This is a genomic window from Acetobacter conturbans, from assembly GCF_011516755.1.
GTDB lineage: Bacteria > Pseudomonadota > Alphaproteobacteria > Acetobacterales > Acetobacteraceae > Acetobacter > Acetobacter conturbans.
On record NZ_WOSY01000005.1, the window covers coordinates 64,595 to 80,239 of the forward strand.

Consider the following 15,645-nt stretch of genomic DNA (forward strand, 5'->3'; position numbering starts at 1 on the left):
TTCCATTCTGTCGCCGTTCATATGCCCTCCTCATGCGGCCTGAGCATGATCTGGCCGAACGCCTCGTCTTGCTTCAGTTCCAGTATTCCGCTTTTCGCCAGTTCCAGTCCCGCGATCAGCGTGCCGGCCATGGCCGCGCGACGGATGCGCACGCCGTCCGCTTCATCCGTCCCGTCTGGAAGGTCGGGCAGGAAAGCATCCAGGGAATTCCAGCCCGGCGGCGTATTGCCGAGCAGCTTGCGAAGCCGCGCCAGCGCATCCTGAACCGTCCAGAAGCGAATGGTGCGCGGCGTATAGACCCGATGCCGTGCCGTGCGGCGAATCACCGCCATGTAGGCGCGCATCAGTTGCGGCACGTCGAGCGCCAGACCGGACCGGTCGATTTCCACCATATCTTCCTCGGCACCCCGGGCGAACACATCGCGCCGGAGCTGAGGTCGGGCCGCCATCCACTCCGCCGCTCCGCCGATCCGTGCCAGTTCCTCCAGCCGTGCCGCCAGAAGCTCGGCGGCATCCTCGGCCTCTTCGTCCGGACCATCCTCGGCAGGCAGGAGCAGCCGCGATTTCAGCCACGCCAGCCATGCGGCCATGACCAGCCAGTCGGCGGCCAGCTCGAGCCGGATGGAGCGGGCGGAGTCCACGACGGCAAGATACTGCTCGACGAGCTGAAGGATCGAGATCCGCGCCAGATCGACCTTCTGCGCCCGGGCCAGATCCAGCAGAAGATCAAGCGGTCCCTCGAACCCATCAAGATGAAGCAGAGGAGAGCGGAGTTCCCCGCTGTCCGTCGCGGCCACTCCGTCGCCTGTCTCCGCAGCGTGGCTCACACCGCTCCAGTGATCAGGGGCGCAGGACGTTGCACGCATGTCCATGTTCACGCAGACTGTCGCAGAAGGAGCGGGCGGACGCGACGCTGTCGAAACCACGGGTGCGCAGGCGATAGAAAATCGCGTTCGTGTGCATGGTCTTTTCGATCACCGGCGCATGGCCCGCGAACAGGTCGGGGGAGATGGCCTTGAGGCGATCCCATTCCTTGTGCGCGGCATCTTCCGAATTAAGAGCGGCAAGCTGCACGCCGTAGGGGCCGGACGTGACGGCTGGTGCCGGACGCTCGACCTTCGTCGCGGCTGCGGGTTTGTCCACAGGTTTTGCCGTCGTGACCGGCTTGCTGGTGGCAGCAGCCTTCGAGCCGGTATCCGTGCCAGCCGCTGCTTTGTCCTCGCTGGTGGGTTCCTCAATGGCGCTGTCATTGCCTTTGGCGGGCGCGGCCGTATCGCCGTCAGCCGGTGCCGCCGTCGTGCTTTCCTCGCTCGGGAGCGGCTTGGCCGTTCCGTCTGCGGCGGTGTTGGTGTTTCCCGGCGCTGCACTGGCGGCCTCGGGGGTGTCGCCTTCAGCATCAGGTCCCTGCGCGTGGGCGGCATCCTGACCGGTGGCGGGCTTTGCCGGTGGGGGAGCCTCATCCTTCGCGGCCGCGCCGTAACGTGCTGCAAGGGCCGCAGGGTTGGGCTGCTCCGGGGCGGGAGCGAGATGGGCGGCTCCCTGCTGCTCCGTATCCACCGGCGGCGGCATCATGCCGTTCAGTTCCATGCCACCCGGATCGAGTGGCTTTTCACGGATCGGTTCGGCTGGTGGCCCGAAGACCGGAATCCCGCTCTGATGATGGCCAATCAGCGACCAGCCGCCGATCCCCACCAGCAGCAGTGCACCGAGTCCCGCTGCGCCATAGGTCAGCATCCGTGTCGTCTTGTCGGCGGGCAACAGCGAGGTGAGGCTCAGGGCTTTTTTGGGAGTGCGGCGGTCGCGACGAGGGGCTGACGATTCATCTTCGTAATCCGTCGCCATGCGCTCGCGGGCGCGGCTGAGGCGATCCTCGTGCGGATCGGGCGGGGGTGCGTCGTTTACGGTCATCGCATTTCCTCCACGGGCTCGACACCCATGACAGCCAGTCCGGAGCGGATGGTCATCGCCGTCGCAGCCACGAGCGCCACGCGGGCCAGCGTTCCCGTCCGGTTGTTTTCCTGCAGGAAGCGCAGGGTGGTTTCATCGCGTCCACGGTTCCACAGCGCATGGAAGTCCGCTGCCAGGTCACCGAGATAGAAGGCGATGCGATGCGGTTCGCGGGCCGCCGCAGCGCCTTCGACGGTGCGCGGCCAGCTTGCGATCCGGCGCAGGAGCGCAATCTCGGCATCGGCGCTCAGCGCATCCAGCGAAGCCTGCTCCAGTGCCGCCGGTGTCACGGCTTCGCCGCCGAGCATCTCCTCGGCAGCGCGCAGGACGGAGCGGCAGCGGGCATGGGCATACTGCACATAGAACACCGGATTGTCGCGGGTCTGCGCCACCACGGCGTCCAGATCGAACTCCATCTGCGCGTCGCTCTTGCGGGTCAGCATCGTGAAGCGCACGGCATCCTTGCCCACTTCATCCAGCAGATCGCTCAGCGTCACGAACGTGCCTGCGCGTTTGGACATGCGGACCGGCTGGCCATCACGCACAATATGCACGATCTGGCACAGCGGCACTTCCAGCGGCACCTTGCCGTCCGTCAGCGCCTTCACGGCTGCCTTCATGCGGCTGACATACCCGCCATGATCCGCACCCAGCACGTCAATCAGCACCTGCTCGCCACGCTCGACTTTGTCGAGATGGTAACCGATATCGTTGGCGAAATAGGTGTTTGTGCCGTCCGACTTGCGGAGCGGACGGTCCACGTCGTCGCCGAATTCCGTCGAGCGGAACAGGGTCTGCGGACGCGCTTCCCAGTCATCGGGCAGCTTGCCCTTGGGCGGCTCAAGCACGCCTTCGTAGAGCAGGCCTTTTGCTTCCAGTGCCTTGATGGCGCGGTCCGTTACGCCATCCGCCAGCACCTTCGCCTCGGAGGTGAAGACGTCGTGCTTCACGCCCAGCGCCAGCAGATCCTCGCGGATGCCGTCCATCATGCGGGCAACGGCGAAATCCTTGACCAGTGCAAACCATTTCTCGGCAGAGGCAGGTTTTGCGCCGTCCTCAGCAAGCGAAGTGCCGTGCATCTCAGCCAGAGCCTGACCGATGGGGATCAGATACTCGCCCTGATATTGCAGGCCGTTCGGTGTGATGGCGTTGAACGCCTCGGCATCCATCGTCGAGCCAATGGCCTGAAGGTAACGCCAGTAGGTGGCCCATGCCAGCGCCGCGACCTGATTGCCCGCGTCGTTGATGTAGAATTCCTTGGTGACGTCGTAGCCAGCCTTACCCATCAGGTTGGCCAGCGCATCACCGACGACCGCACCGCGACAATGGCCGACATGGATCGGACCTGTCGGATTGCAGGAGACGTATTCGACGTTGACCTTCGTGCCCGTGCCGATCTGCGAGTCGCCGAACGCTTCACCTGTCTTCAGCACGGCAGGGATGACGCCGCGCAGAACGGACTGCTGAAGGGTAATGTTCACGAAGCCGGGGCCCGCCGCTTCGGCGGAGGCGACGCCCTCGACGCCGAGGAGGGAGGTCGCCAGATCGGCGGCGATGTCAGCCGGCTTGCGGCGCGCCGGTTTGGCGGCGAGCAGCGCCGCGTTCGTCGCCATGTCGCCATGGGCGGGATCGCGTGTCGGCGTCAGTTCCACGCGGGCAAGGATCTCCTCCCCGATATCCGGCACGATATGGCGCAGGATCTCCAGCACATGCGTGCGGTAGCGTTGGAACAGACAGTCGGACATGCGTGTGGGCTCCCCCTTATATTCGGCGGATGTCGTCATACAGCGCAATGAAGGGAAACGCGACAGCCAGATGCGGCGTCTGATTCGTGGGACGCGGGCGCGGGAACAGCCATGAGACCCGGCTTTCATCCCGAGATTGCTCCGGATCGCCCCGCCCGCCATAACCGGCTCCATGAGCGACCTGTCCTCCATCATCGCAATCCTTCTGAACGCGCCGGGCGATGACCTTCCCGTCCGTGCCTGCCTCCCAGCCCTGCTCACCGCGCTGGAGGCCGGCCCGAATGCCGTGCTGGTCGCGCCACCGGGGGCAGGCAAGACCACGCTCGCACCACTGGCGCTCCTTCCGACGGGATGGTGCGGCGAGGGCGGCCGAATCATCATGCTGGAGCCCCGTCGGCTGGCGGCCCGGGCGGCAGCACAGCGGATGGCGTCGCTGCTCGGGGAACGGGCCGGAGAGACGGTCGGCTTCCGGACAAGGCTGGAAAGCGCGGTCTCGGATGCGACACGCATCGAGGTGGTAACGGAAGGGCTGTTCCTGCGCCGTCTCCTGTCCGACCCTACGCTGGACGATGTGGTTTGTGTCATCTTCGACGAAATCCACGAACGGTCGCTCGACGCCGATCTGGCGCTGGCTTTCTGCCTCGATCTCCAGCAGACGCTGCGCCCGGACCTGCGGCTACTCGCCATGTCCGCCACGGCGGATACGACGACGTTGCGTGAGCTGATGCACGCGCCTGTCGTGGAAAGTGAGGGGCGACAGTTTCCCGTCGATATCCGGCACGCAAAGCGCGATCTGCCCTCCGCGCGCGACTTGCCGATGGAGGCCGCCCGCGCCGTGCGCGAGATGCTGGCGGAGCACGAAGGCGACATTCTGGTGTTCCTGCCGGGCACAGGCGAGATCAGGCGCGCGATGACCGCATTGCAGGATATTCCGGCTCTGGTCCTGCCGCTGCATGGCGAACTGCCCCCCGCCGAGCAGGCCCGCGTCCTGACGCCGGAACCGGATGGTCACCGCAGGGTGATCCTCTCCACCTCCATCGCCGAGACCTCGCTGACGGTGCCGGGTGTGCGGATCGTAATCGACGGCGGCTTCCGGCGGGCCCCCCGCTTCGATCCCGGTGCCGGACTGGCGCGTCTGGAGACGATGCGGATTTCCCGCGCCGCCGCAACCCAGCGTTCGGGGCGTGCCGGTCGTGAAGCGCCAGGTTTCAGCCTGCGCCTGTGGGCAGAGGCGACCGGGCGGGGGCTGGCGCAGCACGACCGCCCGGAAATTCTCGATGCCGATCTGTCCGATTTCGTCCTCGCTACCAGCCTGTGGCGCGAGATGATGGGCGGTGAAACCACACTGCGTTTTCCCGACACACCGCCAGCCGGTGGCATCGCCGCAGCGCGGGAATTGCTGGTGCAACTCGGTGCTCTGGATGTGGAAGGCCATCCCACCCCGCTCGGTCGTCGGATGGCGGCGCTCGGCACGCATCCGCGTCTCGCCGCCATGATGGTTGCGGCCCGCGATGAATCGGAAGCGGCTCTTGCTGCGGACCTCGCGGCGCTTCTGGAAGAGCGCGATCCGCTGCGTCCCCGTGCTGGTGGCCGGTCAGGCGGTCCGCCGCCCGTGCCGCCAGCGGATATCGCCCTCCGTCTCGATCTGATCGCCGGAGGGGATCATCCCGATGCGGACCGCGGCGCTCTGGCGCGGATCAGGCAGGCAGCCGGTCAGTTCCGGCGGCGGCTGAGGCTGCGCTCAGCCACCGTTGCAGCGGGGGATGCGGGGGCGCTGCTGGCGGCGGGCTTCCCCGATCGCATCGCGCAGGCACGCGGTGAGCCGGGTAGCTATCGTCTGGCGGGCGGTGGGAGCGCCCGGATCAGCAAGGCGGACCGTCTGGGCGAGAGCAAACTACTGGCCGTGGCGTCCCTGTTCCTCCGCAAGAGCGCCGAGATCCGGCTGGCCGCCCCTCTCGATCCCAATAATCTGCCACAGGCGCTGCTGGATCGGGCGACGGAACAGGTGGAAACCGCGCTCGACCCGGTGAGTGGCTCGATCATTGCGCGGCGGCGTGTCCGCGTGGGCGCTCTGGTGCTGCGGGACCGCACAGAAACGGTTCGCTGCGAGGACGCTACCGATCTGCTCGTTGCGCAGGCGGCCGCCTCGCTGGGCACGGTGATGAACTGGACGGAGGCCGCACGGCAGTTTCAGGCGCGGGCGGGCATCGTGCGGGCAACACTGGGCCGCGCCGATCTGCCCGATCTGTCCGATGAGGCGCTGGCAGGCTCCGCCAGTCAGTGGCTGGCACCCTGGCTCGGGGGCGTGACGACACTGGCGGCCCTGAAGGAACTGGACCTGTTGGCCATTCTGCGGGCGCAACTGCCGCACGCGGACCTTGTGGCGCTGGACCGTGATCTGCCGACCGAACTGACCCTGAAAGGCGGCCGCGTGAAGGTGGACTACACGGAACCGGTGCCGGTCGCCGCAGCCCGGGCGCAGGTCTTCTACGGCACGACCGAGTCTCCGCGTCTTGCCGGAGGGCGTGTGCCGCTGCGACTGGCGCTGCTGTCACCCGCTGGACGGCCTCAGGCCCTGACGGCGGATCTGGCGTCTTTCTGGACAAATGGGTGGCTGGACATGAGGCGTGATATGCGTGGACGTTACCCACGACATGACTGGCCGGAGAATCCGGCCGTCGCTGCCCCGCCAGAGCCACGAAAAAAACATTAAGGCGCGGCATCCCAGCCACAGTGTGACATAAATCGTTCGCTGGAAGGCAGCGGTGGGATTGTCTTCACGTTTGGTTTGTCCCAACGCCCTGAGGTGTAATGAAGATGCTATTCGCATGAAGACCGGAATGGCCCGGTTCCGGTTTCTGACGCAGCGCCCCTCAAGGCGACGCGAACGCAGTTCTATAGTCGCTTTTCCGGCGTTGCTGGTCGGTCTTTCGGTTGGGGTCTGCGCTCCCCTTCAGGGCGCCCGTTCGGAGGGAGCGCCAGCTTCCGCAGTCGTCCCGGTCGCTCCGGCGGTGACTGACGAAGGCGCTGCGGTGCTCGGTGTGGCGCGGCCTCTCACCTTCGCGCCGCTGGTGAAGATGGTCGGACCGGCAGTGGTCAACATCGCCGTGACGCGCGACATCAATCCATCCTCCAGTCGCCATCTCCACGTGTTGCCAGATGTCAAAGGCACGCCGTTGGAACGGCGGTTCCGCGAGCGCCTGCGTCGGCATGGCGAGGAGATGCTGGGAGCAGGGTCCGGTTTCATCATCGATCCGTCCGGCATCATCGTGACCAACAACCATGTCGTCGGCGATGCTTCCAACATCACCGTGTCGCTCGCCAATGGCCATGAACTTCCCGCCCGCGTGCTCGGCAGCGACGATCTGACGGATATTGCCGTCATCAAGGTCGAGAGCCTTACGCCGTTGCCTTATGTGAAGTGGGGCGACAGCCGGCAGGTGCAGGTCGGTGACTGGATCATGGCGGCGGGCAATCCGTTCGGCCTCGGATCGTCCATCACGGCGGGTATCGTGTCGGCGCGGGGACGGGACATCGGCGCCAGTCCGTTCGATGACTTCCTGCAACTGGATGCGCCGATCAATCCGGGGAATTCCGGTGGACCGACATTCAACATGCGCGGCGAGGTCATCGCCATCAACACGGCCATCGTGTCGCCGACGGGTGGTTCGGTCGGCATCGGGTTCTCCATTCCGTCCGAACTGGTGATTCCCGTCGTCGAGGTGCTGCGGACCAGTGGTCACATCGATCGCGGCTGGCTGGGGGTGACGCTGGAGGACGAGGAAGGTCAGGACGGGGCGCGCGTGGTGGATGTCGATCGCGACGGTCCGGCCCAGAAAGGCGGTCTGCGCAAGGGCGACTTCGTGACCACCGTGGGCACGGAGCGCGTCGCTAACGCCCGGACGCTGATCCGAATCGTGGCGGCGACTCGGCCGGGAACTCTTCTGCCCGTGGTCGTGCGCAGAAAGACGGTGACCTTGCAGCTTCAGGTGCCGATCGGGACACGTCCGGTTGACGATGGCCGCGATGGAGACGGTGACGATCAGTAATCGGGGGATTTTTCAGCCCCTCACATAATTCTGATGGACGATTTTCGCATGGCTGATCGCGTTTCATGTATGAAAGTACCGCTTGATCTTCCCGTTTCATTTACGCACATACACGAACTGAATAGTAAGAGTTCCGGGAACCGTGTAGGTTGCCGCGTTTTCTGATGTCACGTTGACAGGAGCTGACCATACCAAGACCCCCGATTCCCTCCTCTCCGAGCCGTGAGGGACCCCGCGTCAATGAAGAGATCCGCATCCCCCAGGTTCGCCTGATCGATCAGGACGGCGAAATGATCGGCGTTCTGACGACGCGTGATGCATTGGCCCGGGCTTATGGCGTCGGACTGGATCTCCTTGAGATCAGCCCGAATGCCGAGCCGCCGGTCTGCAAGATACTTGATTACGGAAAGTACAAGTACGAGCAGCAGAAAAAGCGGAATGAAGCCCGTAAGAAGCAGAAAGTCATCGAAATCAAGGAAGTCAAAGTTCGTCCGAATATCGACGAAAATGACTACCAGGTTAAGATGCGCGCCATGAAGACCTTCATCGGCGAGGGCGACAAGGTTAAGGTCACGCTGCGTTTCCGTGGTCGTGAAATGGCTCATCAGGATCTGGGTGTGAAGGTGCTTGAGCGCATTCGTACCGAGATGGATGAAGCTGCGAAGGTCGAGCAGATGCCCCGGCTCGAAAATCGTCAGATGGTCATGGTACTCGCCCCTCGCTGAGGGAACGTCTCACCTTGAAATGCTGTTGAAAAAGGCTGCCCGGCATTCATGTGCCGGGCAGCCTTTTTCTTTTCAGGGGGCTGCAAGCTCCCCTTTCCGAGTTTCACGACCCACTGTTGCGGCGCTTTCTGCGCGAGGCAGGTGGATGATGAAGCGCGCGCCACACACTTGACCCGAGGCGTCCACCTTATTTTCCGCGCGAATGGTGCCGTGGAGGGCCTGAATGATCTGGCGACTGATCGACAGCCCAAGACCCGAATGCTGGCCGAAATGCTCGGTTTTCGGCCGTTCAGAATAAAAGCGGTCGAAGATGGAATCCAGCTTCGCTGCCGGAATGCCCGGCCCTTCGTCTGACACGGCCAGCGCGACATAAGATCCGGCGGCGTGAGCCTCAAGCAGGATTTTCCCCTGTGGTGGTGAAAAGGAAATCGCATTGCCGATCAGGTTGCGCAGGACCTGAACGAGTCTGTCTTCCACGGCGAGCGCAAGAAGAGGATGGTCAGACACGTCGTCCGAGATGGAAACGCTGATGACGGGCTGATCCGCCTTGCGGATCGACTGATGGATTTCGGCCAGAAACGCAAGCAGTGGTCCTACTGCGACGGGCGTTACGTGGGCGCGGGAGAGTTCGGCATCCAGTCGGCTGGCGTCGGAAATATCGGTGATCAGACGATCGAGGCGCTGCACATCCTGCCCGATGATGGTGAGTAGCCGCTGCTGCTTTTCTTCGACATTCGTACGCAGGAGCGTCTCGATCGCCGACCGGATCGATGTGAGGGGATTCTTGATTTCATGGGAGACGTCGGCCGCGAATCGCTCGATCGCATCCATCCGTGTCCATAGCGCCTGCGCGCTGTCCTGAAGGGCGCGGGCCACGTCGCCGATCTCGTCGCTGCGTCCCAGCAGGCTGCTCGGAACCGTGCCGGCGCGCCCGGAGCTTTCCCGCATGACCAGAGCCGACGCTGCCAGCCGCAGAAGAGGCCGCGCGATGGTGAGCGAAAGATACCAGGAAAGCAGGACCATGATCGCCATGGCCAGTAGGAACAGCGACAGAATGGAGGTACGGATCTTGAACAGGGAGATGTCGATACCCTCGCCTGTCCGGGTCAACTGGAGCACGCCGACGGTCTGACCATCATGGATCACCGGCTCGGCAATGGTGATGACAAGCGTGTGGTCGGGCGTGCGCCGGATGTAAGGCGGCGTTTCCACGTCTTCCGGCGTGAAATCGGGCGCGTTGGGATGGTTTCCCCCGTGTGGATGACCGTCATCGCGCAGGGGGCTGTCATCCACGCCACCCACAAGGGAATCCAGCAGCAGCCGGAAGATGCCGCGTCGGTTTTCAGATCGTCCGGGCCCGGTCGCTATCGGGGTGTCCTGTACATCGGGCGGTAGCGGGGGGGCATTCGCGATATGGTGAGCCAGTTTTTCCTGATGGCTGTCGGCAATGAGTTGTCCATCAGGAGAATAAACGCGCGCGTCTGCTCTCGGGCTGGGTTCGGTCAGCTTCAGCAGGAGAGGGCGCGTAAGGCCGGATTCGAGAATATAGGCGCCCCCCGGCAAATTCCGGTCGTGACGGGATTTGGCTGCCGGATTGAGGGTGACGGCGCTTTGCCCGAGGGCACCGGCATAGATGCGGGCCTGTTCGCGGAGGGCGCTGACTTCGGAGGCAAGGAGGGTGTTCCGGAACTGGTTCAGGAACAGCAGGGTGAGGCCGAACACGGCGAGCGGCAGGATATTGACCAGCAGGATACGCCGCATGAGGGGCGAGATCAGCCGTTTTTGAGGATTCCCCGCCGGAGGAAGCAGGCGCGCGTGTCGCCAGGAGGTCAGGGAATCACGTGTGGCTTGCCTCACGCGCTGAAATGCATGGCTTACCGGTGAGGACACACCGCCAGAGGGGGCTGTGGCCGCCTCGGCGATCAGGTCGCTCTCCCCGCGGTCAGGCTTTTCCGTATCGGTCATCTGGCCGACTCGCAGATGTCCGGTTCCGCCCGCGTCACGTTTCAGTCTTCCTTGTAGCGGTATCCGATGCCGTACAGCGTCTCGATCTGATTGAAATCATCATCGACCTGCCGGAATTTCTTCCGCACCCGCTTGATATGACTGTCGATCGTTCGGTCATCGACATAAATATTGTCGCCATAGGCCGCGTCGATCAACTGATCGCGCGATTTGACCAGCCCGGGACGGGTGGCAAGAGCCTTGACCAGCAGGAACTCGGTGACGGTGAGGGGAACGTCCTTGTCCTTCCACTGGCAGCGGTGCCGGGCTTCATCGAGCGTGAGATCGCCGCGCATAAGTGTGCTGCTGGTCGCTTCACCCGCCGCTTCCGCCCGATTGACCTCGTTGCGGCGCAACAGGGCACGGATGCGCTCGATCAGCAGTCGCTGGGAAAAGGGCTTGGTAATGTAATCGTCGGCACCCAGACGCAGCCCCATCAGCTGATCGACTTCCTCATCTTTGGAAGACAGAAAAATGATAGGCAGGTTGGAGCGGGCGCGAAGGCGCTGGAGCAGTTCCATGCCATCCATGCGGGGCATCTTGATGTCGAGAACGGCAAGGTCCACCGGACGATTGATCAGATCCTGCAACGCTTGTTCGCCGTCTGTGAAGGTTCTGACGGCATATCCTTCTGCTTCCAGCGTCATCTGAACGGACGTCAGAATGTTCCGATCATCATCGACCAGCGCGATCATCTGTTTTTCTGTCACGAATTCAGTTCCCTCCGGGGCAGAAAGCACGCCTGTCCTGTGGCAATGCATCCAAATCCGCGCGACCATACCGCGCTCCGGCGTCGCGGGCTACGGGGGATCTGTGGGTGGTATCTCGCTGGAGAGAGGCAAATAAAGAATTAACGATGGCAGGGGTGGGAAAATGTTGAAATGACTTATTAAGGATTTCGTGGAATGTTTCCCATCGGGAGAGATGCGGGACATATTCTCCCATGAGTCGAAAAACCGCGCATTTCGGCGTGGTCCGCTTCTTGTCGATTGCACTCAGGATACCTAATTCATAACCCATGACTGATATGACAGATACCCACGAGGCCGGATCGCCAGCGGATGAGGCGGCGAGAGACCTCAATGAGAACCAGTCCGTTCATTCTTCCGGAGCCGAAGAGACGAATGCCGGTGAGCATGCGTCTTCGGCCGATGAAGTGATGAGCGCGGCCAGCGCCCGGATCAAGGATCTGGAGACGCAGATTGCTGCAGAGCACGATAAGTGGATGCGCTCCGAGGCAGAGATGCAGAATCTGCGCGCACGCACCAAACGTGAGGTTGATGATGCCCGGCAGTACGCTGTGCAGAAGTTCGCGCGGGATGTGGTCGAGGCGGCTGAAAACCTGAAGCGTGGCCTTGCCAGCCTGCCGCCCCGTGAAGAAGGCGAGGACAGCATCATCACCAAGATGCGCGAAGGCATTGAAAGCACCGAACGGTCTTTCCTTTCCATTCTCGAACGTCATGGGGTGATATCGCAGGACCCGGTGGGCAAGCCGTTCGACGCCAATCATCATCAGGCCATGGCGGAGCAGCCGAGCGCCGAGCACGCGACCGGTACTGTAATGCAGGCATGGACGCCCACATGGACCCTGCATGGCCGCCTGCTGAAGCCAGCCATGGTGGTCGTCGCCAAGAACGAAGGCGCTTCGTGATTTTGTAGCGGATCAGGGGGCGAGGATGTTTTCGGGGGCAGGATGCTCTTGAAAGCCTCCGCAGAGCCTCCTACATCGTTTAGAGATCAAAGCGGAGGCAGGCCGGTTACCGGTCGGGTCGCCGCGCTGAAGGGTAGCGTCCGGTGCTTCGGGCCAGATGTTGCCGCTGATAGGAGATTGATTTTATGAGTAAAGTTATCGGTATCGATCTCGGTACGACGAATTCCTGCGTTGCCATCCGTGAAGGCAACGAGACCAAAGTCATCGAGAACAGCGAAGGCGCGCGCACGACGCCGTCGATGGTGGCTTTCACCGAAAATGGTGAAATGCTCGTCGGCCAGGCCGCGAAGCGTCAGGCCGTCACCAATCCGACGAACACGCTGTATGCGGTGAAGCGTCTGATTGGTCGTCGTTTTGAGGATGCGACGGTTCAGAAAGACAAAGAGCTGGTTCCGTATAACATCGTAAAGGGTGACAACGGCGACGCATGGGTTGAGGCACGCGACAAGAAGTATGCGCCTTCCCAGATTGCCGCCTTTGTGCTCGGCAAGATGAAGGAAACCGCTGAGTCCTATCTCGGCGAAAAAGTGACGCAGGCTGTCATCACGGTTCCTGCTTACTTCAATGACGCCCAGCGTCAGGCTACGAAGGATGCAGGCCGGATCGCGGGCCTTGACGTTCTGCGTATCATCAACGAGCCGACCGCTGCTGCTCTGGCTTACGGGCTTGAGAAGAAGAATGGCGGCACGATTGCTGTTTATGACCTTGGTGGCGGCACGTTCGACGTTTCCGTTCTCGAGATCTCCGATGGCGTGATCGAGGTGAAATCCACCAACGGCGACACGTTCCTCGGCGGTGAAGATTTCGACAACCGGATCATCGATTTCCTCGCCAGCGAGTTCAAGCGCGATCAGGGCATTGACCTGAAGTCCGACAAGCTGGCTCTGCAGCGCCTGAAGGAAGCTGCTGAAAAGGCGAAGATCGAGCTGTCTTCCTCCAAGGAGACCGAGATCAACCTGCCGTTCATCACGGCCGACGCTTCCGGTCCGAAGCATCTTGTGGTGAAGCTGACGCGTGCGAAGCTGGAAAGCCTCGTTGACGACCTGATCTCCCGGACGATGGAGCCTTGCAAGGCTGCTCTTAAGGACGCTGGTCTGAACTCCTCCCAGATCGACGAAGTCATTCTCGTCGGCGGCATGACCCGTATGCCGAAGGTGATCGACGCCGTTAAAGAGTTCTTCGGCAAGGAGCCGGCGCGCAACGTGAACCCCGACGAAGTCGTGGCGATCGGTGCGGCCATTCAGGGCGCGGTCCTGAAGGGCGATGTGAAGGACGTTCTGCTTCTCGACGTGACGCCGCTGTCGCTGGGTATTGAGACGCTGGGTGGTGTTTTCACCCGTCTGATCGACCGCAACACGACGATCCCGACGAAGAAGAGCCAGACCTTCTCCACGGCTGAGGACAGCCAGAACGCTGTGACCATCAAGGTCTATCAGGGCGAGCGTGAGATGGCAGCGGACAACAAACTGCTGGGCAACTTCGACCTGACGGGTATTGCACCTGCGCCGCGTGGCGTGCCGCAGATCGAAGTCACCTTTGACATCGACGCGAACGGCATTGTCTCCGTGTCCGCCAAGGACAAGGCAACCGGCAAGGAGCAGCAGATCAAGATCCAGGCTTCTGGTGGTCTGTCGGACTCCGATATCGACAAGATGGTCAAGGACGCCGAGGCTAATTCGGTTGCCGATAAGGCGAAGCGTGAAGCCGTCGAGGCGCGAAACAATGCCGAGGCTCTGGTAAACCAGACCGAGAAATCTCTCTCCGAAGCTGGCGACAAGGTGCCGGCGGCGGATCGGAGCGAAGCCGAAAGCGCCATTGCAGCCGTGAAGTCTGCTCTGGAAGGCACTGATGCGGAAGCCGTGAAGTCTGCCTCTGAACGTCTGACGCAGGCCGCGATGAAGGTCGGTGAGGCTGTCTACAAGGCGGCTCAGGCTGGCGAAGCTGAAGGTGGCGCTGCTGCTGGCGGTGCGAAGCCGGATGACAAGGTTGTCGATGCCGACTTCGAGGAAATCGACGACAAGAAATCCTGAGCGGACACGTCTTCGCAGGCAACTGGGAACGGTAATCCGGTTGCCTGTCAGCAGGGTGTTTAAACGCCGTATCTTGAAGGCGCCCGCTCCATTCATGGGGCGGGCGTTGTCTTTTATGTCCTCCCGGCGTCGTAGGACGCGCGCGACTGGAGAGGCCGCTTACGAGGAAATCCATGGCCACGAAACTTGATTATTACGCTGTTCTCGAAGTCACCCGGGAGGTTTCGTCTGACGATCTGAAGAAGGCGTATCGCAAGCTGGCCATGAAATATCACCCGGATCGTAATTCGGGTGATGCTGCTGCAGAGTCGCGTTTCAAGGAAATCAACGAAGCTTATGACGTTCTGAAAGACGAGCAGAAGCGCGCGGCTTATGACCGCTTCGGGCATGAGGCTTTCACGGCTGGCGGTGGTGCTGGCGCGGGAGGCTTCGATTTCGGTGGTGGCGGCTTCGGCGGCGGCGGACTGGGCGATATCTTCGAGCAGATGTTCGGCGACATGATGGGGGGCCGTCGGGGTGGCGGAGGCCGTCAGGCTGGTGCCGATATCCAGACTCAGGTCGAGATCACGCTCGCCGAAGCTTTCGCTGGCGTGAAGAAATCCATCACCATGAAAACCCGCGTCTTTTGCGAAACCTGTGACGGGACGGGTTCGAAAGAGAAGGAAGCGGGTGTCGAGGTCTGCCCAAGCTGTCATGGAGCAGGGAAGGTCCGGGCCCAGCAAGGCTTTTTCGTTGTCGAGCGTCCGTGCCCGAGTTGTCATGGAGCGGGCAAGATCATCAAGGATCCTTGCTCGGATTGTCGTGGCGTGGGGACGGTCGAGAAGACACGCACACTGGATGTCGCGATTCCGGCGGGCGTCGAGGATGGCACCCGCATCCGTCTTTCCGGCGAAGGACAGTCCGGCGGAAAAGGTGCGCCTGCCGGAGATCTGTATGTTCACATTCAGGTGCAGACCAGCGAGCTGTTCCAGCGGGATGGATCGAACATCTATTGCCGTGTGCCAATACGCATGGCGCAGGCGGCGCTGGGAACCGAAATTGAGGTGCCCGTCATTGATGGTGGCCGTGCAAGTGTGAAGATCCCCTCCGGCACCCAGAGCGGTGAGCATTTCCGTCTGCGTGGAAAAGGGTTCTCCGTGCTGCGGTCTTCAGCGCGCGGCGACATGTATGTGCAGGTTATTGTGGAAACACCCCAGCATCTCAGTAAGAGGCAGAAAGAGCTTCTTGAGGAGTTCGAAAAGGAAGCGGGTGAGAACGTCCGCAGCAGCCCTGAGCATGCCGGTTTTTTCAGTCGTGTGAAGGACTTTCTGGAAGGTAAGGGCTGATCAGATCAGTCTCTAGTTGGTAAATAATAAAAAAGCCCATGGTTTTCCATGGGCTTTTTTATTATGCAGAGCACACCTCTATCCTGAGGGTCGCATGGGACTGGGACAC

The 15,645-nt window shown here is 62.2% G+C and carries 11 protein-coding genes; 6 read left to right on the forward strand and 5 right to left on the reverse strand.

Features of this window, described 5'->3' with window-relative positions; genetic code table 11:
- Window positions 1-17: 17 nt before the first annotated feature.
- The 3 genes from GOB81_RS06655 to argS are packed head-to-tail and all read right to left on the reverse strand — an operon-like array spanning window position 18 to window position 3,692.
- A complete protein-coding gene (locus tag GOB81_RS06655) occupies window positions 18-872 on the reverse strand; it encodes a segregation and condensation protein A (RefSeq protein ID WP_173569605.1) in 855 nt (284 codons plus the stop codon).
- Window positions 841-1,908: an SPOR domain-containing protein gene (locus GOB81_RS06660; RefSeq protein ID WP_173569606.1), complete on the reverse strand. Its 1,068-nt coding sequence runs from the start codon at window positions 1,906-1,908 to the stop codon at window positions 841-843. Before GOB81_RS06660 ends, GOB81_RS06655 begins: the two co-directional genes overlap by 32 nt.
- Window positions 1,905-3,692 (reverse strand): arginine--tRNA ligase, encoded by a 1,788-nt coding sequence (gene argS / locus GOB81_RS06665; protein WP_173569607.1) that lies wholly within the window; start codon window positions 3,690-3,692, stop codon window positions 1,905-1,907. The genes GOB81_RS06660 and argS overlap by 4 nt, the downstream gene beginning before the upstream one ends.
- A 172-nt stretch (window positions 3,693-3,864) precedes the next feature.
- Here argS and hrpB point away from each other — a divergent pair, with 172 nt between their 5' ends.
- The 3 genes from hrpB (at window position 3,865) to infC (ending at window position 8,466) form a co-directional block, all read left to right on the forward strand.
- A complete protein-coding gene (gene hrpB / locus GOB81_RS06670) occupies window positions 3,865-6,405 on the forward strand; it encodes an ATP-dependent helicase HrpB (RefSeq protein ID WP_173569608.1) in 2,541 nt (846 codons plus the stop codon).
- Between the two features lie 115 nt (window positions 6,406-6,520).
- Window positions 6,521-7,741, forward strand: coding sequence for a S1C family serine protease (locus GOB81_RS06675; protein ID WP_242010106.1), 1,221 nt, complete (start codon window positions 6,521-6,523; stop codon window positions 7,739-7,741).
- Window positions 7,742-7,944: 203 nt separating this feature from the next.
- Complete coding sequence (infC, locus tag GOB81_RS06680; RefSeq protein ID WP_173569766.1) at window positions 7,945-8,466, forward strand: translation initiation factor IF-3; 522 nt, start codon at window positions 7,945-7,947, stop codon at window positions 8,464-8,466.
- A gap of 72 nt (window positions 8,467-8,538) precedes the next feature.
- Here infC and GOB81_RS06685 read toward each other — a convergent pair whose 3' ends face one another.
- Together GOB81_RS06685 and GOB81_RS06690 are read right to left on the reverse strand one after the other, a co-directional pair.
- Window positions 8,539-10,431 carry an ATP-binding protein gene (locus GOB81_RS06685; protein ID WP_173569609.1) on the reverse strand — a complete coding sequence of 631 codons (1,893 nt, stop codon included), beginning with the start codon at window positions 10,429-10,431 and terminating at the stop codon, window positions 8,539-8,541.
- A gap of 41 nt (window positions 10,432-10,472) precedes the next feature.
- Window positions 10,473-11,165, reverse strand: a complete 693-nt coding sequence (locus GOB81_RS06690) for a response regulator transcription factor (RefSeq protein ID WP_194299836.1) — start codon at window positions 11,163-11,165, stop codon at window positions 10,473-10,475.
- Between the two features lie 323 nt (window positions 11,166-11,488).
- Here GOB81_RS06690 and GOB81_RS06695 point away from each other — a divergent pair, with 323 nt between their 5' ends.
- The 3 genes from GOB81_RS06695 to dnaJ all read left to right on the forward strand — a co-directional run bounded on the left by GOB81_RS06695 (window position 11,489) and on the right by dnaJ (window position 15,536).
- Window positions 11,489-12,121, forward strand: coding sequence for a nucleotide exchange factor GrpE (locus tag GOB81_RS06695; protein WP_173569610.1), 633 nt, complete (start codon window positions 11,489-11,491; stop codon window positions 12,119-12,121).
- 185 nt (window positions 12,122-12,306) lie between these two features.
- Complete coding sequence (dnaK, locus tag GOB81_RS06700) at window positions 12,307-14,211, forward strand: molecular chaperone DnaK (protein ID WP_173569611.1); 1,905 nt, start codon at window positions 12,307-12,309, stop codon at window positions 14,209-14,211.
- 173 nt (window positions 14,212-14,384) lie between these two features.
- Window positions 14,385-15,536, forward strand: coding sequence for a molecular chaperone DnaJ (gene dnaJ, locus GOB81_RS06705; RefSeq protein WP_173569612.1), 1,152 nt, complete (start codon window positions 14,385-14,387; stop codon window positions 15,534-15,536).
- Window positions 15,537-15,645: the final 109 nt, after the last annotated feature.

Excerpts from the sequence above, each read along its gene's own strand:
- GOB81_RS06655 (WP_173569605.1), bottom strand. The coding sequence starts at position 872 with ATGGACATGCGTGCAACGTCCTGCGCCCCTGATCACTGGAGCGGTGTG.
- GOB81_RS06660 (WP_173569606.1), bottom strand. The coding sequence starts at position 1,908 with ATGACCGTAAACGACGCACCCCCGCCCGATCCGCACGAGGATCGCCTC.
- argS (WP_173569607.1), bottom strand. The coding sequence starts at position 3,692 with ATGTCCGACTGTCTGTTCCAACGCTACCGCACGCATGTGCTGGAGATC.
- hrpB (WP_173569608.1), top strand. The coding sequence starts at position 3,865 with ATGAGCGACCTGTCCTCCATCATCGCAATCCTTCTGAACGCGCCGGGC.
- GOB81_RS06675 (WP_242010106.1), top strand. The coding sequence starts at position 6,521 with ATGAAGACCGGAATGGCCCGGTTCCGGTTTCTGACGCAGCGCCCCTCA.
- GOB81_RS06685 (WP_173569609.1), bottom strand. The coding sequence starts at position 10,431 with ATGACCGATACGGAAAAGCCTGACCGCGGGGAGAGCGACCTGATCGCC.
- GOB81_RS06690 (WP_194299836.1), bottom strand. The coding sequence starts at position 11,165 with ATGATCGCGCTGGTCGATGATGATCGGAACATTCTGACGTCCGTTCAG.
- GOB81_RS06695 (WP_173569610.1), top strand. The coding sequence starts at position 11,489 with ATGACTGATATGACAGATACCCACGAGGCCGGATCGCCAGCGGATGAG.
- dnaK (WP_173569611.1), top strand. The coding sequence starts at position 12,307 with ATGAGTAAAGTTATCGGTATCGATCTCGGTACGACGAATTCCTGCGTT.
- dnaJ (WP_173569612.1), top strand. The coding sequence starts at position 14,385 with ATGGCCACGAAACTTGATTATTACGCTGTTCTCGAAGTCACCCGGGAG.